Source organism: Sphingomonas paeninsulae, from assembly GCF_003660165.1.
GTDB classification, from domain to species: Bacteria; Pseudomonadota; Alphaproteobacteria; order Sphingomonadales; family Sphingomonadaceae; genus Sphingomonas_O; species Sphingomonas_O paeninsulae.
Genome location: NZ_CP032829.1, coordinates 1,084,233 through 1,109,248 on the forward strand (window position 1 = coordinate 1,084,233; position 25,016 = coordinate 1,109,248).

The window sequence follows — 25,016 nt, forward strand, 5'->3', positions numbered from 1 at the left end:
AAGCGGCAGCGAACGCTGTTCAACGATCACTCTAGCTCATCTATTGCTGCGCTGCACAATAAATATGCAGTCTAATGAACGAATCTTGCCACCACGTCGCGATATGAGCGACTGACTTTTACCTGCGCTCCCGAATCCAGCACCAGAAAGCATTCGCCATTGGTGTGCGGCTTCACCTGTTTGACAAGGTCGAGATTGACGATCGTCGAGCGGTGGATACGCTGGAATCGACGCGGATCGAGGCGTCTTTCGAGATCCTTCATCGTCTCTCGAAGGATCAGCGTGTTATCACCGGTGTAAATGCACATGTAATCACCGGCAGCGTCTATCCGCTCGATCGTGTCCACATCGACACGGAAAATCTGACCGCGATCCTTGATATTAATCAGCTTTTCGAAACGGTTGGCGGCCGGTCCTTCGCTGTCGGCCATTTCCTCGGCCGCATCGGGAGCGTGCTCGGTCAGAGCTTCCATCAGGCGGCCCGCTTCCTCGACACCCTTTTTCTCGGCAAGGCGCTGGCGCACCCGGTCCAGAGTATCGGCAAGACGCGCTTCCTCGACCGGCTTCATCAGATAATCGGTTGCCTGTGCCTCGAACGCGCGGATGGCGTGGTCGGAATAGGCCGTCACGAACACGAACAGCGGCGGCTCGACTTCCATCAGGCCAGACACGACCGAAAATCCGTCGAACCCAGGCATCTGAATGTCGAGAAACACCAGATCAGGCTTATTCGTCTTGATCGAACGGATCGCCTCTCTCCCGTTCATGCACGTATCGACGATTTCCACGTCGGGATGATTGGCGAGCCTAAGCTCCAGACCCTGGATAGCCAGTTTCTCGTCATCGACCAATATTGCTCTGATTGTCATGCGACCTCTTGGCTTGCGTCTTCGACCAGGAACGGAATTTCCACCGTCACGACAAACCCGCTTTCGGGATTATTGCGAGCATCGAAACGGTGATCCGGTCCATAAGCCTGCGCCAGCCTGTCCCGAATATTGGCAAGGCCGACGCCGGTTGAATAGCTGGGGCGGACGCTGCCGTCGTTCAACCCCGGACCGGTGTCGGACACGGTGATCTGCACTCGTTCGCCGACCAGTCGCGCCGCAACGGCGATTTCGGCACCTTCTTCCATCGGCGTCACCGCGTATTTGATGCTGTTTTCGACGAGCGGCTGAAGCAACAAAGACGGAATGCGCGCGCGCGCGGCCAACGGATCAAGATCGAAAGTCGCGCGCAATCGTTCCTCGAACCGCATCTTTTCGATGTCCAGATACAGTTTCAGCGTTTCGAATTCCTGATCCAGCGTCACCTGAAACTGCGGCTCGTTGACCAAAGTGTAGCGCAGGAACGACGACAGCCGACTGAGCATCGCATTCGCGCGGTCAGTTTGCTTCAACAGGACCAGCGTCGAGATGCTGTTGAGCGTGTTGAACAGAAAGTGCGGGTTGAGCTGATAGCGAAGCATGGCGAGTTGTGCCGACGAAGCCGCACCTTCCAGCTTGAAAAGCTGGACGCGCTGATCCTCGGCAATCAGGAAAAAGTTGATACCGTAATAAAGCGCCGACCACGCACCCAGCAGCAGACCATCGATCAGCACCGACGCTAGCAGCAGCGCCCCTTCGAAAGCACCACCGCGATTGACCATCGAAAACACAAAGGCATCGATCACCGAATAGGCAGCGACCGCCAGCACGACCGCAGTCAACGACCCGGTCCAGATGATGATCGGAGGTTTACGGATCAGCAAACGGAACGCCGCAGCAATGACGAGCGTCAGCGAATAGCCGGTGGCGGTCGAGACCAGCACCGGGATGAAGAACGAAATGCTCATCCCGTTGGCAACGCCCTGTGCCGCACGCAGCAGGAGATAACCGGCCCATCCGGCACCCTGAAGCATCCAGAAAGCACGGTTTTTGTCGTCGAAGAATGTCTGGGGTCGAGGTTGAACGGTGGCCATCGCGCCGACGCTAGCGTTTTCAGGAGGCTGGGAACAGTCGGAGCCGCGGAAACGCGATCTATCAGTGACAAAACTGTCGATCGCGCGTTATCTTGCCAAGAGAGAGAGGAGAGCCAAATTGGCCGATACTGAAACTCCGGGCCGGGCCGGGTTCCGCAATTTCAATGAGAGCACGCAGGAAGACTGGTCGATAATCGCGCGCCATTTCCGCGCGTTCGCCGGCGGACTTGCCGATCGGGTGTTGGCCCATCTGAAATTACTCGACGGAGATTACGGCGGCTTTCCGATCGATCGACTGCAACATAGCCTCCAAACCGCAACACGCGCGCACCGTGATGGACGGGGCGAAACTTATGTCGTGATGGCTCTTCTCCACGACATAGGGGACACGCTGGGCGCGTATAATCACCCCGATATAGCAGCCGCTATCGTGCGACCGTTCGTGACTGAGGAGGAACACTGGATCTGTGCCCGACACGGCGAGTTTCAGGGATATTATTATTTCCACTTCCTCGGCGCCGATCGCAACGCACGCGAGGCGTATCGCGGCAATCCATATTTCGAGGCGTGTGAGGAGTTTTGCCAGAAATACGATCAGGCAGCGTTCGATCCCGACTATAATACCGAACCGCTGGGCTTTTTCGAACCCATGCTCCGCCGCGTTTTGTCACGCCCGGTAAATGGCATGATGGCGCGGGCGATCGCCGAGGAATAGCTCAAACGAAAACCGCCGCCCCTTGGGTAAAGGACGGCGGCCTATCGTCGCGATTGTATTTTAGAAGCTGATGCGAGCGCCGATGCGGATCGCGTAAAGCGACGATCCGTTGGCCGTTACCAGCTGGTCAGCCAGAAGGTTGGCCGGGGTCGGTGAAGAATACTGATATTGCGCGCAGGTATTCGCTCCTGCGGCAACACACGTCACACGCACCACGGATTTGTTGTAGTTGAAGGTCGCACGAAGCTGCTGACCCCATTTGTGATTAAGCAGGTTAGTGAAGTTTTCGATATCCCCGAACACCGTGAACTTGCTGCCCAAAGGTAATGGAAGCTCCTGCTCAAGATGCAGATCGATCTTTGTGAACGCCTTCGAACGGAAGGCATTGCGAGGTGCGATCTGGCCCCGATATCCTGCAAGGCCGCTGCCCGTGATGATCGCTTCGACAGCAGCCTGTGTAGCAACGCTGTCATAAGTAACCCGTGGATCGTTTACCGTGGGTACATAAAACAGATAACGCGAGTTGCTTCCGGTCGTGCCAAAGACGCTGCTGCGATTGCCGGTCGCATCCTGGAACGTGTAGCTGAACGGCGATCCGGCACGCGTTTCACCGAACAGGTTGAGCCGCGTGTGATTGTCGCCAAAGAGCTTCCGATCAAAGCCGACGCCATATTTGAATGACCACTTCACCTGATCGTTGGACGGGCCATAAGCCACGACGTTCGGATCGAGATAGGCGCCATTGCTGTAATTCGACAACGCGACAGACGACGTGGCAGGGTTCTGATCCTTTACGTCCTGCCTCGTATAGCTGCCAAAGAAGTTGACGCCGAAGTCGAAGGTTTTCTCAAACCTGACGACACCGACATAGCTCCGACCCAGCTTGGAATTCGTCAGCAAAATATCGTTGTTACCGTCGGTATTGGACACACCGGGAATGGCGTTCTGATAGCGCTGACGACCATCAGGGGTAAACGATCCGGCCACCGGAATCGACCGAATATCGGTGAAGAGGACCTGATTGCGAACCTTCGAATAGAAGAAGTCAGCTCCAAAGTTCCACCCGTCGCCCAACGGGCCGAGATTCGCACGATAGTCGGCCGACAAGGTTGCCCTGAACTGGGAGGGAGCCTTGAAATTCGGATCGAGCGCCGCAGTGCTGGTGCGGTTGTTCAATACGGTCTGTACACCGGCAGAAGGCGATATCTGCGAGATGTTGACGTTGTTCAGGATCGACTGGCCATTTGCTGTCGTCGTGTTCGCGCCATTGACCTGATAAGTACCGCCATTGGTGAGAACTGCACTCAGGCTATTTTGCAGCACGCCGCTGTTGGCAAAGCTGTTCGACACATAGACGTCGGGAGTACCGCCGCCGAAAATACCGCCGCCGCCGCGAATGCTAATCCGTGAAATCGGGTGGAAGTCGAACCCGACGCGCGGCTGAAACAAGCCAAGACCGTTGATGTAACTGGTATTGGTGAACCCATAGCGTGACTGGAAGAACGGGTTAGTGGCAGGCCGACTGGAAAAACCGAACAGATCATAGCGCGCGCCATAAGATACATTAAGCATGTCGTTTACACGCCAGTCGTCCTGAATACCGAACGTGTACGTCTGGTATCGGAAGCTCGCTGCCGCGTCCTGCTGGTTCAGCGAAGCCGCATTGCTGTAGTTAAAGCTTTGCGCATTACCTGCCTGATAGTCGGCAATTGAATCGAAATAATAGGTGCCGTTCCCGGGACTCACGAACAGGTTGAACGTATCGACGTTTTGATAGTCCGCCAGTAACCGCAGATTATGGTCGTTGAGCGAAAGACGCGTGACCAGCGAACCGCCCCATGTCTTTGTGCGCAACACGTTGAACTGGCTCGGACCGCCAGGGCCGATCAGTACGCTGGGCGTTCCAACCGGACAAACTGTAGACAGGTTGGTTTGGGCAGGAAGGCCTGCAGGGTCCGACCGATCGGAGGTCGGCGCAGTGCAGATCGTAAACTGCGCACCGTTGGCGAGCAGGGGTATCTGGCCGCTCTTGTAATCCTTGTACAGAACGCGTGCTTCGGTCGAAAATGACGACGACCATTGCGAGTTTAGCTGGAAAATACCGGCATGAACCCGGTTCGGCTTGGTATAGGCATTGGATTCGAGGCCAAGGGACGTGTTGCTGTTGGTCGTTGCCGTGATCAACGAATCCTTGGTGTAGATATAAGTCAGCGACGCACGCTGCGTGTCAGAAATGTTCGCATCCAGCTTTGCGACCAGGCGGTCGTCCTTATCGCCGTTGCTCCGTAACACGCCGCCAGCATCATAGCCGTATTTCGTTTTGGCGATGCCGACGATCTGGCTGACAATGGCGTCGGTTACGCCAGGAACGGGCGATCCCGCATTGGTTTCAACCGTGCCCGAATTGATCGGCTTGCTGGCGCGGACCCGTTCGCCCGCAACCATGAAGAACAATTTATCGGCGATAATTGGGCCGGAAAGTTCAGCACCAAAGTCGCGATCTTTGTACTTCGGTGAATTGATGATTCCGGTCGTGTTCGTGATGTACGGCTTTGTGCGCGACCCGATCAAACCATCGGAACTGTATGTGTAAAACGCCGTGCCGTGGAAATTGTTCGTACCCGACTTCAGGATCGCATTGACCGTACCGCCCTGGAAAAACCCGTCACGGACGTCATATGGCGCGATCTTCGTCTGGAACTGTTCGATAGCATCGAGTGGCACGGGGCCACGACGCGAGGGAAGTCCATCGGGGTTAAGACCGAAACCGTCCGTGATCGGAACACCGTCGATCGTGAAACGATTGTAGCGCGCATTCTGGCCCGCAAAGCTGACGTTCCTGCCACTGGTGCTGCTGGTGTCGAGCGTTGCAAATGGATCGCGCCGCATCAGATCGCGGATATCGCGGTTGATGCTGGCGATCTGGGAAATCTGCTCACTGCCAAGAACCGTTGCAGGCCCCTTAGAGACCGTTCCGGCATTCGTCACTTTCGAAGCGGTAACGATGATGTCCGCACCACCGGTGGCGATATTGATAGGCAGATTGAACGACTGCCCGGCGACTGTGTACACATCGGTAACCGACGTTCCATTGACCGTAACGGTGAATGGACCGTAACGGTGAATGGACCGCCGACCCGCAGTCCGCTGACGCTGAAATTGCCGTCTGCACCCGTTTTCGCCGTCGAGCGCGTGCCCGATGGAACGTGGGTGACAACGACCTCAGCGCCAGACACTGCGGCGTCACCTTCCGTCACCGAACCCTGTATCGATGACGTCGTTTCCTGCGCACTGGCCGTGTTCGGTGCAACCAGCGTAACGATCGCAAAACCAGGAATCGCGAGCGCAAACAGCGCCGCGCTCGATAAAAGCTGCTTCTTCATAAATATGGTACCCCCAAGTGGACAATGATGCCCCTGCACAACGCCGCCCTGCGTTATGTCATCGCCCTTGGGATCATTCTGTTGCGGTTCAATGACAGCCGCAACACTTTGGTAGAATGAAGTAAAAGACTCTTTTGCTGCGTTGCAAAAAAGCCACGTTTTTGACTAATGGCCGACAGCAGGCGCTCCACCTTTCACACTGGGTGCCATCCACACGACCATTGCGGCAATCAGGAATATCGATGACGCGATCAGGAATACGTTGAGCATACCGAGGGTCGATGCCTGGATATCCACCAGGTGATCCAGCGATGCCCGTGCCTGTTCATAAGTGAGCCCACTCTGCTGCATTGCGCTAACCGTAGCTGCCGGATCGTTCAGTGAAGCAACAGCTTCGGACCGGGACACACGACTCGCATTATCCCATGCTGTCGTCGCCAGAGCCGTCCCGACCGCGCCCGACAATGTCCGCATGAAGCTCATCAATCCCGCAGCCGACACGGTTTCGCTGGGTTTCACACTTCCAAGCGTCAACGCCGTAAGCCCGATGAAAAAGAAAGGCATACCTGCGCCCTGCAAAAGCTGCGGTAACGATAGCGTCCAATAGTCGGCACCCGAGGTCCACCCGGCCCGCAATGCGGAGGTTGCCCCCAAATACAATATTCCTGCGCTGACCATATAGCGCAGGTCGATTTTACCGATCATTCTGGCGGCAAGGGGAGAGAGAAGTACCGCAAACAAGCCGCCCCATGCCACCGTATATCCGGAATCGGTCGCGGTATAACCAACCACCTGCTGGAGCCAGAGAGGAGTCAAAACCACGGTTGCGAAATAGGCGCCGAACCCGAGCGAGATCGCAACAGTGCCCGCCAGAAAACCGCGATGCCGAAAGATGCGGATATCCACGATCGGTTCGTCGGTAGTCAGCTCCCAGATAATGAACGCCACAAATCCGACCAGCGCGATAAGGCCGAGCGTGACGATATAGGCCGAATTAAACCAATCGTTCTCGCGCCCTGTATCGAGCATGATCTGGAACGCGCCGACGAACAGTACGAGCAATGCCAGTCCGCCCAGATCGATACGACGTTTCACCACCGTCGTTTCATATGGAGTGACCAGCCGCGTTACACCGAAAATACAAATGGCGACGACGGGCAAATTGATAAAGAATATCCACGGCCACGACCAGTTATCACTGATCAGACCGCCGAGAATTGGCCCAAGGATCGGAGCGCACGTCGTTGTCATCGCCCATATACCGAGTCCCACCCCGCTTTTATTCTTGGGAAATATCCGCAGCAGCAATGTCTGCGATAATGGCATCAAGGGACCACCGGACAGTCCCTGCAGAATACGGAATGTGATGAGCATCCCAAGCGTACCCGAAACGCCGCACAGGAATGAAAACACGGCAAAGCCGCACAACGATATAATGAACCAGCGCACACTGCCGAACCGCGCGGACAGCCACCCGGTCAGTGGAACGCTGATCGCATCGGCGACGGCATAACTGGTGATGACCCAGGTGCCCTGCGTCGGCGAGACCGCAAGGCCGCCCGCGATGTGAGGCACCGATACGTTGGCAATCGTCGTGTCGAGCACGACGACGAAATTGGCGAGCGCGAGCGCAAATGCGGCAAGCAACAGCTTTGCCCCGGTAAGCGGTTCCGGCTCGGCAGGCGCACTTGCCATGATTATTCGCGCCCTGTGTCGCCGCGCGTATCGATTATTGCATCCATCGACAGGCCGACGCGCAATGGATGATCCCGAAGCTCACGCGCATCGAGCGTGACGCGAACCGGTAAACGCTGGACAACCTTGATCCAGTTACCCGTCGCGTTCTGCGCGGGAATCAACGAAAACGCCGCGCCGGTCCCGCCCGCATATCCGGTTACGCGACCATGATAGACCACGCCGCTGCCATAGAAATCCGACGTCAGTTCGACCGGCTGGCCGATCTTTATCCGCCTGAACTGGCTTTCCTTGAAATTGGCATCGACATAAACCGATGCCAGCGGGACCAGCGTCATGATCGGGGTACCCGCCGCAACCCGCTGTCCGACCTGGACCTGACGGTTCGTCACGACACCATCGATCGGCGCACGGATGATCGTGCGTGACAAGTCGAGTTGCGCCTTGTCCAGACGCGCGCGGGCCGATGCCACGTCAGGCGTAGTCGAAACGTTCGTGCCGCGCGTCAAAGCTTCAGTGGCAGCAACATCGCTCAGCGCCGACGTGCGTGTCGCCTGAGCCGTCGCAATGCCCGCCGCTGCAAGATCGCGATCGGCCTTGGCCGCAGAGTAAGCCGCACGGGCCGATGAAAGCTCTTCGCCCGATACGGCACCGCTACCCACCAAGGCTTCCCGGCGTGACAAATCCACGCGTGCCCGCTCCAGCTGGGCCACAGAATCGGCAGCTTTGGCGCGCGCCTGCGCTATGTCGGCGACGCGAGCATCGACTTTGGCGCGGGCCGCACCGACGTTGGCATCTGCCTGTCCGTATCGCTGCTGCGCTGCGAACAACGCTGCCTGTGCGGTCGCAACATCGACCTTTGCGTCGGCATCGTCGATCACGACCAATATGTCGCCCTTGTGAACGACCTGCGTTCCTCCGACGCGCACTTCCTTGACGGCCCCGGCAACCAACGGCGTGACCTGCGCCGTGTCTGCACCGACATAGGCGTTATCGGTGTGAACGCGGCCCGCCTGCGTTACGAAATACCAGATGCCCCAAAGGATCGCGATTACCGCGACCACGATCGCAAGGATCAGAAACAGCTTTTTCCGTTTTGCGTTGTTTTCCCTTGGGGGAGCCTTGTTCTCCGCCTGATCGTTGGCGGAGGGGCTTTCCTCTTGAGCAGCGGTCATTTCGGATGGGTTTGCGTCGGCCATTATCTGGCTCCTGATGAAATTCGGGTGTCACGGTAACCACCGCCAAGGGCACGGATGAGGGCGATGTCGAGCGAAAGGCGACGCGCTTCCAGATCGGCGACGGCGCGTCTGCTGATCAACACCGTGTCATCGCCGTTCAGCACCGGCAACTGGTTGGAAAGTCCGCCGCGATATCGAAGTGCTGCGATCTTGCGCGCTTCTTCCGCAGCGGCAAGTGCCTGACGCTGATCGTTCAGGCGCACATCTGCCGCTTGCCGGCTCGACAAGGCATCGGCGGTTTCCCGTAACGCCGCGATCAACGTCGAATCGTACCGCGCAACGGCTTCGTCATATTCCCCGCGAGCTCCGCGATAGCGCCCGGCAATCCGGCCACCGTCGAATATCGGCAAGCTGAATGCCGCACCGCCAGTGCCATAGCTGGAACCGCTGTTGAACAATTGACCCAGGCCCAGCGACTGCAAGCCCACAACTGCCGACAAGCTGATGTTTGGGTAGAAATCGGCCTTCGCGACTTTGATCCGCTTGGCCGCGGCTTCTGCACGGAGCCGTGCAGCAACGATGTCCGGACGTCGCCCAATAAGATCGACTCCGGCATTCATTGGCACCCCGGTGGGAGCATCGCGCAGCACGGGCCGTGCAATCTGCAATCCCCGATCCGGCCCCGCACCAAGCAGCGCGGCGAGGCGGTGTTGGGTCAGTACGATCGCCTCGTCCAGCGCGGCGATGTCGGCGCGGGCCGAAGGAACGCGTGACTCCGCCTGCCGCAAGCTACCGCGCGTATCGACGCCCACGGCGACACGCTGCGATGTCAGGTCGACAGTGGACTGACGAACTTTAAGCGCATCGACCGCAACATCACGCTGGACGTAATATTGCGACAGATCGGCATAGGCCGACGCGATGCCAGTGCTGAGCATCAGGCGGGCCTGTTCGAAATCGACGCGTGCGGCTTCGGTTTCTGATGTGGCGGCCGCAAGCGCCGCACGGTCCCTGCCCCACAGATCGAGGTTGAACGAGAACGTGCCGGTCACACGTCCGGTGTCCTGAATGCCTTTCGGAACGAATGCGGGGGGATGCCCAGATTGTAACTCTGCTTGGTTCCGCCAGCCATACCATCGAGCGTTGCACTGGGCAGCAATGCGGCACCGGCCTGCTGTGATAATGCTTCGGCTTGCCGGATGCGAGCGGTAGCTGCGGCGACATCGGGGGAATCCTTCATGCCCTCGTCGATCAGACCGCTTAACGCAGGATCTCCATAAGCGGTCCACCATTCGGTGGTCGGCCAGTCCGAATGCGTGTGCGGCAGGCTGGTCGCCGATGCCAAAGTTTCAGGCGCGCGAATCTGCGGCGTTGCACCGAGGTGCGACACTGTTGCGCACCCGCCAAGGCAGACGAGAATTGAAAGGGCAGAAAACGACAAACGCATAGAGAAATGGACCGTACTATCTGGTACAAAAATTTGATTGCGGCCCACTCGCGCGATTCCGACCAGTTGTCAATTGCAATGATACTCGATAGTACGGAAATATGGTTATGACAGCTTCGCCAATCGAATGTGCGCAAGACGCTCGCCGCAGTGCTTTTGTTACAGCAGCCCGCAACGCGTTCTTTCAGAACGGTTATGCCGGAACCACTATGTCAGCGATCTCGGCGCAGGTCGGTGGATCGAAAACAACTTTGTGGACCTATTTTCCCTCGAAGGAGGATTTGTTCACGGCGGTCGTAGATGATGTCGTCGAGCAATATGGTTGTGCACTATCAGTAGTTTTATCGCCCGAACGCCCGGTTGCAGAGGTGCTCGAACACTTTGCAGCCGCGATGCTTTCGACGATGTTGTCGCCACCGATTATCAATCTGCATCGCGTCGTAACGGGAGAAGTTGGCCGTTTTCCCGAACTTGGCCGCCTGTTCTTTGAACGCGGTCCAAAGCGGGGCAAAGCGCGTCTCGCCGAATATCTCGCTGCAATGATGGACGATGGCCGGCTTCGTAAAGGCGACCCCGCGCTGGCATCGCGGCAGTTTTCGTCGATGTGCCAGTCGAACTCGTTTCAGCACGCGCTTTTCGGCATCGAAGCCCCCGCCCCCGATGCCGTAGCACGCGATATTACGGCTGCCGTCGATAGCTTCCTTCGGGCCTGGGGACCAGAGACTAAGGCCTAAACCCTATGTGTCGTCGCCCATGCGCAGGGCTGCGATAAAGGCCTCCTGCGGGATGCTGACGCTGCCATATTCGCGCATCCGCTTTTTGCCCTCTTTCTGCTTATCCAACAGCTTCTTCTTGCGGCTGATGTCGCCGCCATAACATTTCGCGGTCACGTCCTTGCGCATCGCGGCAATCGTTTCGCGCGCAATCACCTTGCCACCGATTGCAGCTTGAATCGGAATCTTGAACAAATGACGCGGGATCAGATCTTTCAATCGCTCGCACATCCCTCGCCCGCGCGCTTCCGCCGTGCCGCGGTGAACGATCATGCTCAACGCATCGACAGGCTCGGCATTGACCATGATATTCATCTTCACGAGATCACCTTCACGGTGGCCGATCTGATGATAATCAAAGCTGGCATAGCCGCGTGAAATCGACTTCAGCCGGTCATAGAAATCGAATACCACTTCGTTAAGCGGCAGTTCGTAAGTCACCTGCGCACGGCCACCGACATAGGTCAGGTTCTTCTGTATACCACGACGGTCCTGACACAGCTTCAGGATAGACCCGAGATATTCGTCCGGCACATAGATCACAGCCTCGATCCACGGCTCCTCGATAAAGTCGATCCGGCTGGCATCGGGCATATCGGCCGGATTGTGCAGTTCGATCGTTGCCGCACCATGATTCATATGGATTTCATAGATCACGCTGGGTGCGGTCGTAATCAGGTCGAGATCATATTCCCGAGTCAGGCGCTCCTGAATAATCTCCAGATGTAGCAGCCCTAGGAACCCGCAACGGAAACCAAAGCCCAATGCCGCGCTGCTCTCGGTTTCAAAACTGAAGCTGGCATCGTTCAGACGCAGCTTGCTGATGCTTTCCCGCAGTTTCTCAAAATCGTTCGCATCGACCGGGAACAGGCCGCAGAACACGACTGGCTGAACTTCCTTGAAGCCCGGCAGGGCCTCGAGTGCAGGCCGCTTCGAATCAGTAATCGTATCGCCGACTCGGGTCTGTGCGACTTCCTTGATTTGCGCGGTGATAAACCCGATTTCGCCTGCAGCCAGTTCGGGCAAAATCTCCATCTTGGGCCGCATACAGCCGACGCGGTCCACCAAATGCTTGGTGCCGGCCGCCATGAACTGGATTTCCTGCCCTTTGCGCAAGACGCCGTCGATCACGCGAATCAGGATAACGACACCCAGATACGGATCGTACCAGCTATCGACGAGCATCGCCTTTAGCGGCGCCTCTCGATCGCCCTTCGGCGGCGGAATACGCTCGACGATCGCGTCCAGCACTTCCTCGATACCGATGCCCGATTTAGCCGAGGTCATGACCGCGCGCGACGCGTCCAGACCGATGACTTCCTCGATCTCCTTGCGAACCATTTCGGGTTCCGCTGCGGGCAAATCGATCTTGTTGATGACAGGCACGATCTCGTGATCATGCTCAATCGACTGATAAACGTTGGCAAGCGTCTGCGCCTCGACGCCCTGCGCGGCATCGACCACCAGCAGCGCCCCCTCGCACGCGGCAAGGCTACGGCTGACCTCATAGGCGAAATCGACATGGCCCGGCGTGTCCATCAGGTTGAGCTCATAGCCCTTCCATTCCAACCGCACGGTCTGCGCCTTGATCGTGATCCCGCGCTCTTTCTCAATATCCATGTTGTCGAGAACCTGAGCCGACATCTCACGCGCGGTCAGGCCGCCCGTGGTCTGGATCAGCCGGTCCGCCAAAGTGGACTTACCGTGATCGATATGGGCGATGATCGAAAAATTACGGATCTTGTCGAGAGGTGTCATTCGTCAGCGCCTAGCAGGGCATTACGCGCAAGTCAGCCTCTGTACGCGAAGGGTCGCTTTTCCGAATAATTGGCGGCATAGCGAATCGCAAAGGGCGCAACAGATTCACATTCAGGACGGGGAATAAAATGATTAGAAATGCAATGCTTGCCGGAGCGGCGTTCTCGCTCGTGGCAACCTCACCTGCATTCGCGGGCCCAGCCAGACCGTCTGGCACACAACGCACGCAGGAAGCGGCCCTGACCGATGTTCCGCACTGCACACGCAAGCTCGGCACAGTTTCTGTCATGGATGGCGATGATCCATCGGGTTGGACGCAGTTTCAACTGACCGGTCCGCAGAAACTCATCAAAGTTCTGGTTCAGCGCTCGGGTTGTTTCAATCTCGTCGACCGTGGCTCGGGCCTTAGCGCCGCACAACGTGAGCGTGACATCGGTGGCGACCTTGGCCTCCAGCGCCGGTCCAACGTCGGACAGGGCCAGATCAAGGCGGCCGACTATGTTCTCGTTGCCGAAGTTCAGGCTTCGAATCGCAATTCAAGCGGCAGCGGTATTGGCGCTGGCATCGGCGGCCTCGTTGGCGGACGCTTTGGCGGACTGGTCGGCGGAATCGGCAGCAAGAAAATGGAGGCCAACACCGTCCTCTCGCTCACCAACGTTCGCACGACCGAAACGATTGCGGTGCAGGATGGCTATGCCGTCAAGAATAGCCTCAGCTTCGGCGGCGGCGGCGGAATGGGCTTTTTCGGCGGCGGCGCTGCTGCCGTTGGTGGCGGATACGACAATACCGACATTGGTCGCATCGTGACGCTCGCCTTCATTCAGGCCTATTCGAAAATGGTAATGGATCTGGGTCTGGTTCGTCCCGGCAGCGTCGGCACTGCCGAAGCAACCCCGACCAAAACCTATACGGCGATGGGTGCCGTGGCGATGCGCGCAACGGCCGCCCCCGGTGGCCGCGTCGTCCGAACAGCGCCTGCGGGAACGATCCTTTATCCGACAGGTCGCAAAGAAGGCCTGTGGTGGGAAGTCACTGACGAAAACGACAATACGGGTTGGGTTATCAACACGCGATTGACGCCTTCTCAGTAAGTTCAATTTGGCCCCTTCGGTATCATATCGAAGGGGCTGCCTTGCACACCGCCGCAATTGCCTTAGCATCACCTCCGACAATGACGTCGGGAGAGCAAAACATTGCGCCACATTGCCATCATCGGGTCCGGTCCGGCCGGATATTACACCGCAGAAGCCTGTCAGAAGGCGTTCGGCGATGACGTCCGGATCGATATCATCGACAGGATGCCGGTTCCCTATGGCCTGATCCGCACCGGCGTCGCGCCCGATCACCAGTCCATCAAGGCCGTTGCCAATCGTTTCGAAAGCGTGTCGCTCAGCGATAACGTGCGCTTTGTCGGCAATGTCTCCGTTGGCAGCGATATCAGCATTTCCGAACTTCAATCTCTCTATGATGCAGTTGTGCTTGCCACCGGCGCACCTGCCGACCTGACACTTGGGATCCCCGGCGACGACCTGCCCGGCGTCACCGGATCGGCGGCATTTGTCGGTTGGTATAACGGCCACCCTGATTTCGCCGACCTCGATCCACCGCTCGCTGGTCCCGGTGCGGTGGTCGTGGGCAACGGCAATGTCGCTCTCGACGTGGCGCGCATATTGGCCAAGACACGCGGCGAATTCGATGGATCGGATATCGCCGCCCATGCGCTCGATGCTCTCGATCATTCGGCGATATCGCGCGTGACGTTGCTCGGGCGACGCGGGCCACACCAGATTGCCATGACGCCGAAAGAACTTGGCGAACTCGGCCGTCTCGAGCGCGCCCAACCCTTTGTGGCGTCTCATCATTTGCCCCATCCTGACAGCGACGCGCAGTTGGAACCCGGTGTACGCAAATCGGTGGGCCATCTCCGCAACTTCGCGATCATAGAGCCTGCGGGAAAACCCATCGGCATCGACTTCGATTTCTTTGCGCGGCCAATCGCGATCGAGGGCGATGGCAAGGTCGAACGCGTGATCGTCGAACGCACGCGACTGGACGAGGATAACCGATCGGTAGGCACCGGCGAAACCTATGTCGTGCCCGCCAGCCTAGTCGTTGCCTGTATCGGATATCGCACACCACCAATCGACGGCGTGCCCTATGACAAAGCCCGTGGACGCTTTGCCAATGACGATGGCCGCATTCTCCCCGGTCTTTACTGCGTGGGCTGGGCACGGCGAGGTCCAAGCGGAACGATCGGTACCAACCGCCCCGACGGCTATATGATTGCCGATCACATCGTTGCTGATATCGGTGATGGAGCAGGCAAAGACGGACGCGCCGCCCTCGACGTGTTGCTGGACACACGCAAAGTCGAGGTTGTTACATTCCGCGACTGGCAAAAAATCGAAACCGCCGAAGCCGCCCGCGCCCGCGCTGGCGCACCGCGTGAAAAGTTCGTCGATGTCGCCGAAATGCTTGCCGCCGGCCATTCGGAGCAGTGATGATTTGTCAGGCTTGATGGGCCGCAACCGCTCCGCTAAAGCCGCTGCCTTGCCGCGCTTGGCGCGACGATCGGTCGGGGAATAGCTCAGCCCGGTAGAGCACTGCCTTCGGGAGGCAGGGGCCGGAGGTTCGAATCCTCTTTCCCCGACCAGTTTTCCGGTATAGTGTAGCAGACTAACCAAGCTACATTTACCGCCTGGTATGATCCAGCTGCTATGGTCCCACGCACACTACGGTAGGGAATCATGGGCGCGAGCAATCTCCGGGAATCTCTCGAAACCAAGATGGGGCACTGGGCCGCGGAAGCCCGTGAGCATGCGGAAGAGATAGCGCGCATCGAATCGCTGTTTCAGCGCCTCGATGGATTGCGTGACCGGGAAGGTCGTCTTCGACACGTGCTGCAATGCGCGGATGTGGTGATGCAGGAGATCAACCCCGAATGGGTGGCTGGCGCGGTCAAGCCGATCAAGCAGCATGTTCACAAGTCATCGGTGCGTCCAGGTCAGACGACGAGGCTAACGCTCGATATCCTACGGGAGGCGGCGGCTCCGATACCTACTCGCAAGATCGCCTTGGAGGTGTTGAGGCGCAACGGCGACGAAACGCCCGACAAGGCCCAGATACGCAGCACCGTCAATGCCGTAGACTCAACCCTGCGGGCCAAGGAGAAGGACGGCATCGTCAAGCACACAGACGACTACGGTCGAAGCTGGTTCATCGCGGTGTAGCCTCGTGCTGGCGCGCTGACCAGCCGTGCAGAGGCAGGCACCGCGGTTTCAGGTACGGCGATCGGGGCGATCGTCGTTAGGTGGTCGCGATGACGTGGCTTGAAAGGGCGATCACTTCGTTCAGACGCGACCGAAGTCTGGTCATTCCCTGCGGGTGCGACAGGCCCGACACGCCGATTGCGACCGCGCTTAGATTGCCAGTCGGAAGCTCCTCGCGCTGCACGATCTGCACGGGTTCATCGACAGACACACCATCGATGCTCGGATACAATAGGATGGCGTCCTCGGCACCGGTCGCCATCATGAAGGCCATCGCTTCATACCGGTCTGCAGCGGAAATCGGCTCGTAACCGCGTCCATCAGACCTCCATCGGCCTTTATACTTGGCATCGACCACCAATGGTCGACCGACGTCGACAATGGCGTCCGGAATCACCGTAACCGTCGAGATGCGACCGTTCCTGTCTAGCCTACCGAGGCTTGTCTCCTTCTGTAACTCGACACGCGCCGCGCCCAATGCGGCAACAAGCCCGCGCTCGATCAGCGTCTCCCAAGCCCGCCACATGTCCAAGGTGAACTCGAACGTCGCCTGATGGCCGGCACCAGGGCTCATGCTGGCCCCCTGCGCGAGTTCGAAGCACAAATCGTATGGCGATTGCCATACGGACAACCGGGGCGGCAGCAGCCTATGGAACCGACTGGGTGGCGTCGTTGGTCGCCCCCAACGCGTTACCGTATCGCTCAGTCTGGCGGCGATCTCGGCGTTGCGAACGTGAGGCAGCAGAACGAGCGCGCCGCGATGAATGGTTGCCCAATATTCGTTGTCCCGGCTCATGGCGTAGGAATGCTGACGCCATCCTTCCTCACCCGGATTGAGCAACACGTCGGGGTCCATTTCCCCCTCGGGTTCGAAACTCTCGATCGTCCTCGCGCGTCGCGTTCGCAGCGGTGCTCGCTGATTGCGTTCGATCGACAGGATGACGACGCGGGCGACCAGGTCAGCCAGACTGTTCGCCTCGGAAACAAGGGACGATATGGAGGAGGCGGTATCGATGTGTCCATGTCTGGTGATGACGGCAAGAAACACCAGATCAGCGTGCCAATCAGATCCGGGCGCGGCGAACTTCGGCCTGATCTCGAGCTCAATACGCGGGGACAATGCAATCACACCCGCGATGCCTTTAGCGGTCACGCCGTCGCTGCGGATCTCGATCGGGTTTTCCTTAAGCCCGTGGCGACGCTGCAGTCGCTCGCCATGGCGCCTGAGTAGCGCCTCGGCTTCCGATGCTGTTGACCGTGCCGCTGCTGCGATCTCCGCGATTACCGGTTCCGGCGTGCCGTATTCGGCGATGGTGATCCTGACGACGGGGCTACGCACCGGAAACGCGCTTCAGCACGCCGTAGATCGTTGACGGGTCGATGGTTGGCTCCACGATCCGCTGACGCTCGTCCTGACCATATGGGGCGTTGAGCAGCTGATATCCCGCAGGATCGGTTCCGGCGTTCAAAGCCACTCCAACGCCGAGCACGTCGCCGTAGAAGACCTCGCGCACGTGGGTGTGGATCTTGCGCCACCAGCCTGTAGCGAGCTCGAGCGCTTCCTGGATGGTCGCTGGAGCGTTCGGTTGCCCGAGGAAGATGCCGTGCCCAAGTTGGTAGTCGGCGGAACGGCCGATGGTGATCCGCTCGTTCACATGTTCCCATGCGCGGACGGCGGCCTCCGTCACGTGTGCCGGCCCGACTGGAGCTGGCGGCAGCGCAACTCCGACCCCGGCGGCAGCGAGATGAACTCTCGCCAGTGCCGGATCCGGCATGACCGGTATCGTCTCGAAACGGCGAAGGAATGCGACGTCCAGCGGCTCGATCGACGTGTCGGCCATATTGATCGAGGACAGGATGTAGAGATGCCGTGACAGGTAGACCGGCACCGTCGTGCCGCTCTTGTCGAGGACGCGCATAGGCCAGCTGTTCAGCGTCGTCTGATCATTGTGGTCGAGTCGCTTGTCGGTTTCGATCGAGACGATGGCATCGCCGAAAAGCTGAACAGCGGGCCCTCTGTTCAGTTCATCGATCACCAGCAGCGCTGCGCCCCCTGACAACGCCTGATCGTTGGCACGGATCAGAGCGCCAGTCTCGACCATAAAGCCGATCGACGCGCTACCCGACGCGCCCACCATAGGCACGAACGCGCTAGTGAAATCGCGTGCCTTGGTGTTCGCGGAGAAAGCGATGCGCTCGACATGCCTCCCAGACCGTCCCGGACTCGGCATTGTCGGGATCGGCCCCTGTGGGGTGGGTGTGTTCGCCGGGATCGCGATGCGTGCCGAAGCGGAACGAGGGCCGCTGGACGGCGCCACAGGCGCCCAAATTGAGAATGCGTTCGCGACCGCCTGCATCAAGTGCGTTTTGCCACTCGACGGAGGTCCTGACAAAAGGACGTTCTGTCTTTCCGACAAGGCGCGAAGCACCGCATCGATGGTCGGTGTCGCGCTCACGGCTCCTTGGTCCACGACGTCTTGTTCACGAAATCCTTGTATCCCATCACGGCGTTTGTGGTCGCGGGCGTCTCCAACAGCTTCTCGAAGAAGTCGTTGATGCTCTTCTCCCAGCTCTTGGCCTTCACGTCGTGTTCGGTCACGAACGCTATTCGCGGGGTGAGCGCCGTATCGTCCTCGAAGATCAACAGAAAGACTCTGCCCTTGTCGGAAGGCGGGGCAAGGTCGAGCTTGCTCACTTCGCCAAGACGACCCTCGTTGGCGCGGACCTCGGTAGGAGGCCAGTATCTCAATGTCTGGACCAGGTAAGGCTGATTTTCGTGCTGCATCTCCTTGGAAGGATTGGTCCGGTGCGTATCATCGGCGTGGACAGCGATGGGCGAAACGTAGACCGTCAACTGTTCGGTCGTGCCGTCCTTCTTCTTTCTGTTCCTGTGTTCCGGCTTGCCCTTGAACATGGCGTTAAACACGTCGTCGAATTTGTCGTACGGGCTGAACCTCTGGTCACGCGCTCCACCACCGCTTGTGCTGTCGGCGGAGGTCGCGCTGAACTTGCGCAGATCACCAGATTTCAACTCCTTAAAGACGAACCGCTTGACCGCACCGCTACCTGACATTTCAATCCGCTCCCCGTCTTACGATTGCGCGGTATGGTTGGCGGAAGAAGCCTCGCGGTCAAGTTCCACCTGCGATGGAACATAGGCCACAGCGCCGATGCGTTCGGCTTCGGCATTACGCTGCCCCGCTCGAACGCGCTGCCTGCCGGGCAGGGCTGCCAACAGGAAGTCGACCGTAACCGTCGAGCGCCGTTCACCCGGAAGCGCTGGCTGGCTGCGATCGATGCTCGGGAAATCGCGGGCGATCAACTCCAGATCGTTGCCGTCGAGACCATAGGCCCGAAGGCAGATCAGGTCGATGTCGCGCCGTGCCGTTGCGATGATCGACGGGGCGTCAGCGCTGCCGGACACGTCGGCAGCGACGATACGCTTTGCGGCGTCGATAATGCGCCGTGCGGGAAGCGACCCGGGCGTGATCGGTGGCAGCGGAACGCTCTGCAGAAGGAAATAGTTGACCGTCGTCGTGAGCACCCGGCGCAACAGCCAGTCGAATGCCATGCTGTTGACCATTCCGCACCACAGGTGCAGCGCATCCTCGCCGGGGCTATTCGGAAACAGGACCGTGGGAACCTTGTTGCCGCAGGCCGCTCCCGCTGGCACGACCGCGGCGAGCATGGAGCGCTCGTTAGTCTGGCCGGCGATATCGCAGAAGGCGGCGCGAACGGTTCTGGCCCGCGTGCGGCTCGCACCGGACAGATGGACTGGATCGATCCAGAACTGCGGACGAACCGAAGCGGAACCGAGCGGCGCGGCGTCCCAGATCGCCTTGCGGCCCGTCCCGTGGACGTAGCTCTTCGCCCCGAAACGATGCTGATGAACCATCCGCCCTTCGACTAGCGGGAGGGTGTTCTTTGCGCGCTGTTCGAGGAAGTGGCGGCGTTCACGCGTCATATCCACTTCGCGGCAGAACTCCGGATACCACACGTCGCCAGGTGTCTGCCAATCGACGCCCCGCTTGGCCATCTTTAGATAAAGGCGCCATTCTGCCGCATCCTTCACCTCGGGTACGGTCATATCCGGACGCAGGCCACGCAACGTCGTGACTGGAACCTCGGTCGTTTCGCCGACGCTGCAACGGTCATCTAGACCAATTCCATGTTCCAGGGCGATGCGACCTGCGACCCGACGTCCGGTTCGGGCCTCTCCTGTCACGGCCAGAAACTTGAAGCGCGTATCGATCGCGAAGAATCGGGCGCGGTTGTCGAAGATCGTGATGCCGACGCGGTCGTATCGGTCGAGAAGCCGACGACGCAGTTCCTCGGTCCCACGCGATCGGATAAGGCCGGCCGGAAGCAGGGCGGCCATGCCGCCCCCCTCCGCAAGCTCCATCATCAGCTGGGTGAAGCCTGCGAAAAGATCCACCTCGCCGCCGCCGACCTGCATTCTGCCAGCAACCGAACGGGCGTATTCCCTGACTTCGTCCTGCCGGCGGAAGAGGTCGGGCGTTTCGCCAACGGTGTGGGCGGCGCCGTAATGCCTGACCTGCCCGTTCGCCAACGCCTCCTCATGCCGATGGACCTTGAGCTTTTCCCAAGGCGGGTTGCCGATGACTGAGCCAAACCCGGTCGGCGCGCCAGCCAGCCATTCGTCCGCAGGCCGAAGAAGGCTGTCCCCGACATACCATGCGCTGGTCATCGACCGCACGGCGCCGAGATCGCCGGTGAGGGATGCCAGAGAGAGACGCGCACCGCGCAGAGCTTCAGCCGACAGGTCTGCGGCGACGACGCGATCCGCAAGGAAACGCGCCGTTTCCTTGCGATCAGAACCGCAGGTGGCGACGGCCGTAGCGACGAGCAGGATTCCGGATCCTGCCGCCGGATCGATGACCGGGCGACGATCACGGTTAAGGGCCGCGACCTTGCCACCGAGGAACGCGGCCAGCCGAAAATCGGTGTAGTGTGCGCCCGCCTTGCGCTGGTCCTGCGTGGAAAGACGTTCCCGGGCAAGCGCCGCGAGGGCGAGCGACGGATGCATCGGCGCATTCTTTATGAGGTCGAGGATGGCCCCTGCCGTGTCGTCCAGTGCCTCCCACGGCTCGATCGTGTCGATACCGAATGCGGCGTGGTATTCCAGAAGGTCGAAACCTCCGAGGCGGGCGGCTACGGCCTCGATCGCCTGTATGCGTCGTTCCGCGACACCACCCATGCGACGCGTCTGGACGAACGCCTCGAGACGGCGCTCGGCCGGCAGGAGCAACTGCTGTTCAAGCGGCAATGGTGCGCTCATGCCCTCAACTCCTGCATGGTCGTGGTGGCGTCCTGGCGAGTGGCCCGCGCCGCGGCCCGGTGGGCGCGATAGGTGATCACGTATTCCGTAACCGTGTCACCGCGGCTGCTTGCCGTTCTGTTCGGACGATACCGTCCGATCCCATCGATGTCGGTGCACGCCACATCGCCGGTAAGATCGAGTGCGGTAAGCAGATCGTCCAGGTCAACGTGACCTTCGGAACTGTAGGACAGGATTACCTGCCCGCAGGTGTAGCCAGTCACGGTGTCGATCAGAGCCTGCAACGCCTTACGCTTGTAGCAGAAGACGGAAGCCTTGGCATGCCAAGGCCTCAAGCCACTGACGCCCTGCACCTCCGGCTTGTCGTCCAGCACGATGCTCTCAAGGATGTGGTAGTATGACGCATACTGCCGCTTCGTGTATGGCGGGTCGAGATAGACCAGATCGTCTTTCCCCACCTTCAGCCCCTCTGCATTACCGGTAGTCGCCTTCCAATCCACCGGTTGCGTTCTCAGCAGACGCGGCGTCATGGCGAGATCACGAAGAGCGTTGGGCTGCCAGCGCGACATGAAGCAGCCATAGGTTCCGGCAATGTTTGCAACCCTGTTAACCGCGCCGATGAGGTCGCCGAGCAGCAGCGCCTCCTCGTTTTGGTCGATCATCCCCGCAAGGCGCCAATCTGCAATGCGATCCCTGATAGCATCGAGCCGACATGCGTTCGGCTCCGAAAGATACATGCGGGCAATACCACCCCCCTCGGACCGACTGGACGCAGGGCTATAGGTGGCGTGAAAATAGCCGTCCACCGGTGCGAGGCCGTTAAGATCCTCCACGGCGGCCTCGTAACCACCCAATGGCTTGAATTGCGTTTCCGAAGCCGAGAGGAGTCGGGCGTGAGACATGACCATCGCGCTGGTCAGGGCATCGTTGACCCACACTGGCCAGCCTTCATCCGCTGCGGCCGACGCGACGGACCCTGTTCCGGCGAATGCATCGACGAAACGCCCGCCATCCTTCAGGAACGGCCTGATCGCGACTGAGAGTGGCTGGGTCAGCCTCGCCTTCGAGCCGATGTATCGAAAGGTCATGGTCGCTCGTCCTCAATCTGAATGCCTGTTCCGTCGCCGGGAACGACCGTGTGTTGTTCTAGGATGGCATCGCGGCATCCGCAAACGAGCTCGCGGCCCATCAACAAAGAAAACCCCGAGGTCGCAGAGCCACGGTGGGTGCCGTTTTCAATTTCCCGAGATGAACCGCGCACACTCATCGGGACAGATCCATGGTGGTCCGGCCCAGTGACGAATGCGGACTACCGGGCCGTCTGATCTGCTGGGCACGGCGCAACACCGCTATCTGCTCGACGATGAGGCGGGCGTCGTAACCATCGGCGAGATACATGTGAATACCGTTCACCGCTTCGCTGGCGTAATCGCCGACGACTTCCTGGTCCGCTCGCTCCTCGATAGTGGAACGGGCGCGTGGGTCGGATGTGCTGGCCTTGTTGGCATCCTTGGCGCCCCGCCACCTATCACCTGCCTCACTCGCGTGGTGAGCCACGCGCTCAGCGCGGACTCGCATAACTGCATACCTCCGGAGATGCGTGACGCGATCCGTTATGCGGATCAGGCGTCTGTTGGCAGCCCTTGATACGAATGGCTGATCGCACCCGACCTCACGTGCAATCACCTCCTGGACCGGAAGAAACGGACTTTCGAGAAGCAAAGCCAATCGCTTGAGGATCATCCAGGATTTTTTAGGACGAGTCGTCATGATACGAAGAATACCACATAATCCGTATAAAGACTATGCGAATTATGCGGTATTATGGTTTTAACTTCATTTGCGAGAGATAGAGACGCGATGCATCACTGGACCCAGCCCGCGAAAGGATTGTCGTCGGTGCCACGCCACAAGTTGGCGGCACCGAACTGGTAATAGCCGCCGAACGTGCGCGAAGGTGGGGCCTGCATGATGCATCCCAACGCGCGCTCCAGCTTGGCGCGATCGTCGAGCTCGCGGTTGTTCTCGCGCCAGACGCCGTCGCACGCGTAATAGGCGAGATACTTGCCCGAGATGTGGTGGTGGGTGCCGACCTCGAACCGACGGAGACGGGAGAACAGGCTCTCCATCTGGTTCGTGTTGATGAAGCCGTCCTTCTGGTATTCCTCGGAGTGGTTGACCTGCAGCAGCTTGTGCGAGGCGAGCAGATTGTCCCACTGGCCTTCGTCCGAATAGACGGTCGAACTCCGATCGAGGTGTTCACGCAGCCAGGGAATGGATTGCCATTCCTGTTCGAACACGCGTGCGATCGCACGGCCATGGCGCCCGCGTTCACGAGCACCGACGACGACCAGGCGCTTACCGTTGAGGTTCTCCTTCAACCGGCGGTCCACGCGGTTGATCTTGCGGTTCTCGGGCTTGATGTATCCACCGAACCAGGCGCCATCGATCTCGACCTCGCCTTCCAGCGTAATCTCGTCGATGCAGTGCTTCAGGCCGTCACGGAATTTCTGCTGGAGCAGGAACGCCGTCTTATACTGGATCCCGACGTCCTTCATCAGGGTGCTAGTTGCGTTGCCCTTCGACCCGAGGATGAAGGTGCGCAGCGCTTTGAGCAGCGTCGGCAACGGCAGCTTGGTATGGTGGAAACCGGACCCGCTGGTGATACTGAACTGCTTGTGGCAGCCCTTGCACTTCCAGCGCTGTTGGTTCTCGAGCCACCAATGATCGAGGCCCTTGCATTCCTTGTTGGGACAGACCGGCTCACCGTCGGTTTCTGGCCAGCGCATGCGGCGGAAGAGGCGTTCGTAATCCTCCTCCTTCATCGCATACAGGTCGTCGAGCGTGAACGTACGGTTCCGCTTCGCCTGTGTGTGATGTTGTGGCCGTTGCCGGCCCCCGCTTGCCATTGGAGACGTGTTTCCGCTACTGAACGTCGCACATATGCTACTTCAACGCGGCTAAGGCAAGCAGAAAGACGCATATCCGCTACCTTTGGCATCGGAAACGCGACGAATGGCTGACGAATCTGGGATCACTGACGCTGACTGGGAATCGGTCGCGAAGAATCTGCTGCGAGGTCAGCTGATGACCAAAGGGCTATCCTACGCCAAGCTGGCAGAGGCGATGGCTGGCATCGGCGTCGAGGAGACAGAGGTCAGCATCAAGAACAAGGTGGGGCGTGGGCGCTTCACCTTCATGTTCTTCCTGCAGGCGATGACGGCGATCGGCACGAGCAGGATCCTACTGCCGACATTGGCCGAACTGGAGCAAGGTCATGGCGTCGGCCGAGGCGGTGCCCAGACGTTCGCAAAAAAAGTAAGTCTCTCGGATACCGACTGACCGAACGTCGGCCTATAACCACGCGCGTCCCCCTTGACGCGTTACGACATGGTCCGCGCTGGGTCTGGCTTCGCCAGCCCTCAGCTTCAACCATGCCGACTGGTTAAGCTGCTACACTATACCGCAGTTTTCAGATTGTTGTGACGACCGTCATTCACGGCGTAATGATCATGCTCGCTCTACAAGCGGACATTGAT

At 59.2% G+C, this 25,016-nt stretch carries 22 protein-coding genes and 1 tRNA gene; 7 read left to right on the top strand and 16 right to left on the bottom strand.

Features of this window, described 5'->3' with window-relative positions; genetic code table 11:
- Window positions 1-71: 71 nt before the first annotated feature.
- On the bottom strand, window positions 72-869 hold the full coding sequence (locus tag D3Y57_RS10870) for a LytR/AlgR family response regulator transcription factor (RefSeq protein WP_121152998.1): 798 nt from the start codon (window positions 867-869) through the stop codon (window positions 72-74).
- The gene (locus D3Y57_RS10875; RefSeq protein ID WP_121152999.1) at window positions 866-1,960 is read right to left on the bottom strand and encodes a sensor histidine kinase; all 1,095 of its coding nucleotides are present in this window, start codon (window positions 1,958-1,960) and stop codon (window positions 866-868) included. The genes D3Y57_RS10870 and D3Y57_RS10875 overlap by 4 nt, the downstream gene beginning before the upstream one ends.
- Window positions 1,961-2,078: 118 nt before the next feature.
- Here D3Y57_RS10875 and D3Y57_RS10880 point away from each other — a divergent pair, with 118 nt between their 5' ends.
- Window positions 2,079-2,675 carry an HD domain-containing protein gene (locus D3Y57_RS10880; RefSeq protein ID WP_121153000.1) on the top strand — a complete coding sequence of 199 codons (597 nt, stop codon included), beginning with the start codon at window positions 2,079-2,081 and terminating at the stop codon, window positions 2,673-2,675.
- A 60-nt stretch (window positions 2,676-2,735) separates the two neighbouring features.
- Here the strand turns inward: D3Y57_RS10880 and D3Y57_RS10885 are convergent, their stop codons facing one another.
- The 6 genes from D3Y57_RS10885 to D3Y57_RS21375 all read right to left on the bottom strand — a co-directional run bounded on the left by D3Y57_RS10885 (window position 2,736) and on the right by D3Y57_RS21375 (window position 10,321).
- Window positions 2,736-5,747 carry a TonB-dependent receptor plug domain-containing protein gene (locus tag D3Y57_RS10885; protein WP_239026032.1) on the bottom strand — a complete coding sequence of 1,004 codons (3,012 nt, stop codon included), beginning with the start codon at window positions 5,745-5,747 and terminating at the stop codon, window positions 2,736-2,738.
- Window positions 5,660-6,058 (bottom strand): carboxypeptidase-like regulatory domain-containing protein, encoded by a 399-nt coding sequence (locus tag D3Y57_RS20905; protein WP_239026033.1) that lies wholly within the window; start codon window positions 6,056-6,058, stop codon window positions 5,660-5,662. The genes D3Y57_RS10885 and D3Y57_RS20905 overlap by 88 nt, the downstream gene beginning before the upstream one ends.
- A gap of 165 nt (window positions 6,059-6,223) precedes the next feature.
- Entirely contained in the window at window positions 6,224-7,753 is a 1,530-nt protein-coding gene (locus tag D3Y57_RS10890) for a DHA2 family efflux MFS transporter permease subunit (protein ID WP_121153001.1), read from the bottom strand.
- Window positions 7,754-7,755: 2 nt separating this feature from the next.
- A complete protein-coding gene (locus D3Y57_RS10895; RefSeq protein ID WP_121153002.1) occupies window positions 7,756-8,952 on the bottom strand; it encodes an HlyD family secretion protein in 1,197 nt (398 codons plus the stop codon).
- Window positions 8,952-9,983: an efflux transporter outer membrane subunit gene (locus D3Y57_RS10900; protein ID WP_347400427.1), complete on the bottom strand. Its 1,032-nt coding sequence runs from the start codon at window positions 9,981-9,983 to the stop codon at window positions 8,952-8,954. Before D3Y57_RS10900 ends, D3Y57_RS10895 begins: the two co-directional genes overlap by 1 nt.
- The gene (locus D3Y57_RS21375) at window positions 9,980-10,321 is read right to left on the bottom strand and encodes a hypothetical protein (protein WP_347400428.1); all 342 of its coding nucleotides are present in this window, start codon (window positions 10,319-10,321) and stop codon (window positions 9,980-9,982) included. The genes D3Y57_RS10900 and D3Y57_RS21375 overlap by 4 nt, the downstream gene beginning before the upstream one ends.
- Window positions 10,322-10,485: 164 nt before the next feature.
- On the opposite strand from D3Y57_RS21375, the gene D3Y57_RS10905 reads away from it, so the two are divergent.
- Window positions 10,486-11,112 (top strand): TetR/AcrR family transcriptional regulator, encoded by a 627-nt coding sequence (locus D3Y57_RS10905; RefSeq protein WP_239026034.1) that lies wholly within the window; start codon window positions 10,486-10,488, stop codon window positions 11,110-11,112.
- 3 nt (window positions 11,113-11,115) lie between these two features.
- Here D3Y57_RS10905 and lepA read toward each other — a convergent pair whose 3' ends face one another.
- Entirely contained in the window at window positions 11,116-12,909 is a 1,794-nt protein-coding gene (gene lepA / locus D3Y57_RS10910) for a translation elongation factor 4 (protein ID WP_121153003.1), read from the bottom strand.
- Window positions 12,910-13,037: 128 nt separating this feature from the next.
- Here lepA and D3Y57_RS10915 point away from each other — a divergent pair, with 128 nt between their 5' ends.
- The 4 genes from D3Y57_RS10915 to D3Y57_RS10930 all read left to right on the top strand — a co-directional run bounded on the left by D3Y57_RS10915 (window position 13,038) and on the right by D3Y57_RS10930 (window position 16,139).
- On the top strand, window positions 13,038-14,000 hold the full coding sequence (locus tag D3Y57_RS10915; protein ID WP_121153004.1) for a CsgG/HfaB family protein: 963 nt from the start codon (window positions 13,038-13,040) through the stop codon (window positions 13,998-14,000).
- 102 nt (window positions 14,001-14,102) lie between these two features.
- Window positions 14,103-15,410, top strand: coding sequence for an FAD-dependent oxidoreductase (locus tag D3Y57_RS10920; RefSeq protein WP_121153005.1), 1,308 nt, complete (start codon window positions 14,103-14,105; stop codon window positions 15,408-15,410).
- A 75-nt stretch (window positions 15,411-15,485) separates the two neighbouring features.
- A tRNA-Pro gene (locus D3Y57_RS10925) sits at window positions 15,486-15,562 on the top strand.
- A gap of 94 nt (window positions 15,563-15,656) precedes the next feature.
- Window positions 15,657-16,139 (top strand): hypothetical protein, encoded by a 483-nt coding sequence (locus D3Y57_RS10930; protein ID WP_121153006.1) that lies wholly within the window; start codon window positions 15,657-15,659, stop codon window positions 16,137-16,139.
- Window positions 16,140-16,215: 76 nt separating this feature from the next.
- Here D3Y57_RS10930 and D3Y57_RS10935 read toward each other — a convergent pair whose 3' ends face one another.
- From D3Y57_RS10935 to D3Y57_RS10965, 7 genes are all read right to left on the bottom strand, one after another.
- On the bottom strand, window positions 16,216-17,517 hold the full coding sequence (locus D3Y57_RS10935) for a 5-methylcytosine restriction system specificity protein McrC (protein WP_121153007.1): 1,302 nt from the start codon (window positions 17,515-17,517) through the stop codon (window positions 16,216-16,218).
- Window positions 17,510-18,634 carry a 5-methylcytosine-specific restriction endonuclease subunit McrB gene (locus tag D3Y57_RS10940; RefSeq protein WP_121153008.1) on the bottom strand — a complete coding sequence of 375 codons (1,125 nt, stop codon included), beginning with the start codon at window positions 18,632-18,634 and terminating at the stop codon, window positions 17,510-17,512. Before D3Y57_RS10940 ends, D3Y57_RS10935 begins: the two co-directional genes overlap by 8 nt.
- Window positions 18,631-19,251, bottom strand: coding sequence for a hypothetical protein (locus tag D3Y57_RS10945; protein ID WP_121153009.1), 621 nt, complete (start codon window positions 19,249-19,251; stop codon window positions 18,631-18,633). The genes D3Y57_RS10940 and D3Y57_RS10945 overlap by 4 nt, the downstream gene beginning before the upstream one ends.
- Window positions 19,252-19,269: 18 nt before the next feature.
- Window positions 19,270-21,477, bottom strand: coding sequence for a DNA methyltransferase family protein (locus tag D3Y57_RS10950; protein ID WP_121153010.1), 2,208 nt, complete (start codon window positions 21,475-21,477; stop codon window positions 19,270-19,272).
- Window positions 21,474-22,565 (bottom strand): DNA adenine methylase, encoded by a 1,092-nt coding sequence (locus tag D3Y57_RS10955; protein ID WP_121153011.1) that lies wholly within the window; start codon window positions 22,563-22,565, stop codon window positions 21,474-21,476. The genes D3Y57_RS10950 and D3Y57_RS10955 overlap by 4 nt, the downstream gene beginning before the upstream one ends.
- A 175-nt stretch (window positions 22,566-22,740) precedes the next feature.
- Entirely contained in the window at window positions 22,741-23,055 is a 315-nt protein-coding gene (locus D3Y57_RS10960; protein ID WP_162987082.1) for a hypothetical protein, read from the bottom strand.
- Window positions 23,056-23,342: 287 nt separating this feature from the next.
- Window positions 23,343-24,386 (bottom strand): IS1595 family transposase, encoded by a 1,044-nt coding sequence (locus D3Y57_RS10965; protein WP_121153013.1) that lies wholly within the window; start codon window positions 24,384-24,386, stop codon window positions 23,343-23,345.
- Window positions 24,387-24,492: 106 nt separating this feature from the next.
- Here D3Y57_RS10965 and D3Y57_RS10970 point away from each other — a divergent pair, with 106 nt between their 5' ends.
- Window positions 24,493-24,819, top strand: a complete 327-nt coding sequence (locus tag D3Y57_RS10970) for a DUF6471 domain-containing protein (RefSeq protein ID WP_121153014.1) — start codon at window positions 24,493-24,495, stop codon at window positions 24,817-24,819.
- The last annotated feature ends 197 nt before the right edge of the window (window positions 24,820-25,016 follow it).

Excerpts from the sequence above, each read along its gene's own strand:
- D3Y57_RS10870 (WP_121152998.1), bottom strand. The coding sequence starts at position 869 with ATGACAATCAGAGCAATATTGGTCGATGACGAGAAACTGGCTATCCAG.
- D3Y57_RS10875 (WP_121152999.1), bottom strand. The coding sequence starts at position 1,960 with ATGGCCACCGTTCAACCTCGACCCCAGACATTCTTCGACGACAAAAAC.
- D3Y57_RS20905 (WP_239026033.1), bottom strand. The coding sequence starts at position 6,058 with ATGAAGAAGCAGCTTTTATCGAGCGCGGCGCTGTTTGCGCTCGCGATT.
- D3Y57_RS10890 (WP_121153001.1), bottom strand. The coding sequence starts at position 7,753 with ATGGCAAGTGCGCCTGCCGAGCCGGAACCGCTTACCGGGGCAAAGCTG.
- D3Y57_RS10895 (WP_121153002.1), bottom strand. The coding sequence starts at position 8,952 with ATGGCCGACGCAAACCCATCCGAAATGACCGCTGCTCAAGAGGAAAGC.
- D3Y57_RS10905 (WP_239026034.1), top strand. The coding sequence starts at position 10,486 with ATGACAGCTTCGCCAATCGAATGTGCGCAAGACGCTCGCCGCAGTGCT.
- lepA (WP_121153003.1), bottom strand. The coding sequence starts at position 12,909 with ATGACACCTCTCGACAAGATCCGTAATTTTTCGATCATCGCCCATATC.
- D3Y57_RS10915 (WP_121153004.1), top strand. The coding sequence starts at position 13,038 with ATGATTAGAAATGCAATGCTTGCCGGAGCGGCGTTCTCGCTCGTGGCA.
- D3Y57_RS10930 (WP_121153006.1), top strand. The coding sequence starts at position 15,657 with ATGGGCGCGAGCAATCTCCGGGAATCTCTCGAAACCAAGATGGGGCAC.
- D3Y57_RS10945 (WP_121153009.1), bottom strand. The coding sequence starts at position 19,251 with ATGTCAGGTAGCGGTGCGGTCAAGCGGTTCGTCTTTAAGGAGTTGAAA.
- D3Y57_RS10950 (WP_121153010.1), bottom strand. The coding sequence starts at position 21,477 with ATGAGCGCACCATTGCCGCTTGAACAGCAGTTGCTCCTGCCGGCCGAG.
- D3Y57_RS10955 (WP_121153011.1), bottom strand. The coding sequence starts at position 22,565 with ATGACCTTTCGATACATCGGCTCGAAGGCGAGGCTGACCCAGCCACTC.
- D3Y57_RS10960 (WP_162987082.1), bottom strand. The coding sequence starts at position 23,055 with ATGCGAGTCCGCGCTGAGCGCGTGGCTCACCACGCGAGTGAGGCAGGT.
- D3Y57_RS10965 (WP_121153013.1), bottom strand. The coding sequence starts at position 24,386 with ATGGCAAGCGGGGGCCGGCAACGGCCACAACATCACACACAGGCGAAG.
- D3Y57_RS10970 (WP_121153014.1), top strand. The coding sequence starts at position 24,493 with ATGGCTGACGAATCTGGGATCACTGACGCTGACTGGGAATCGGTCGCG.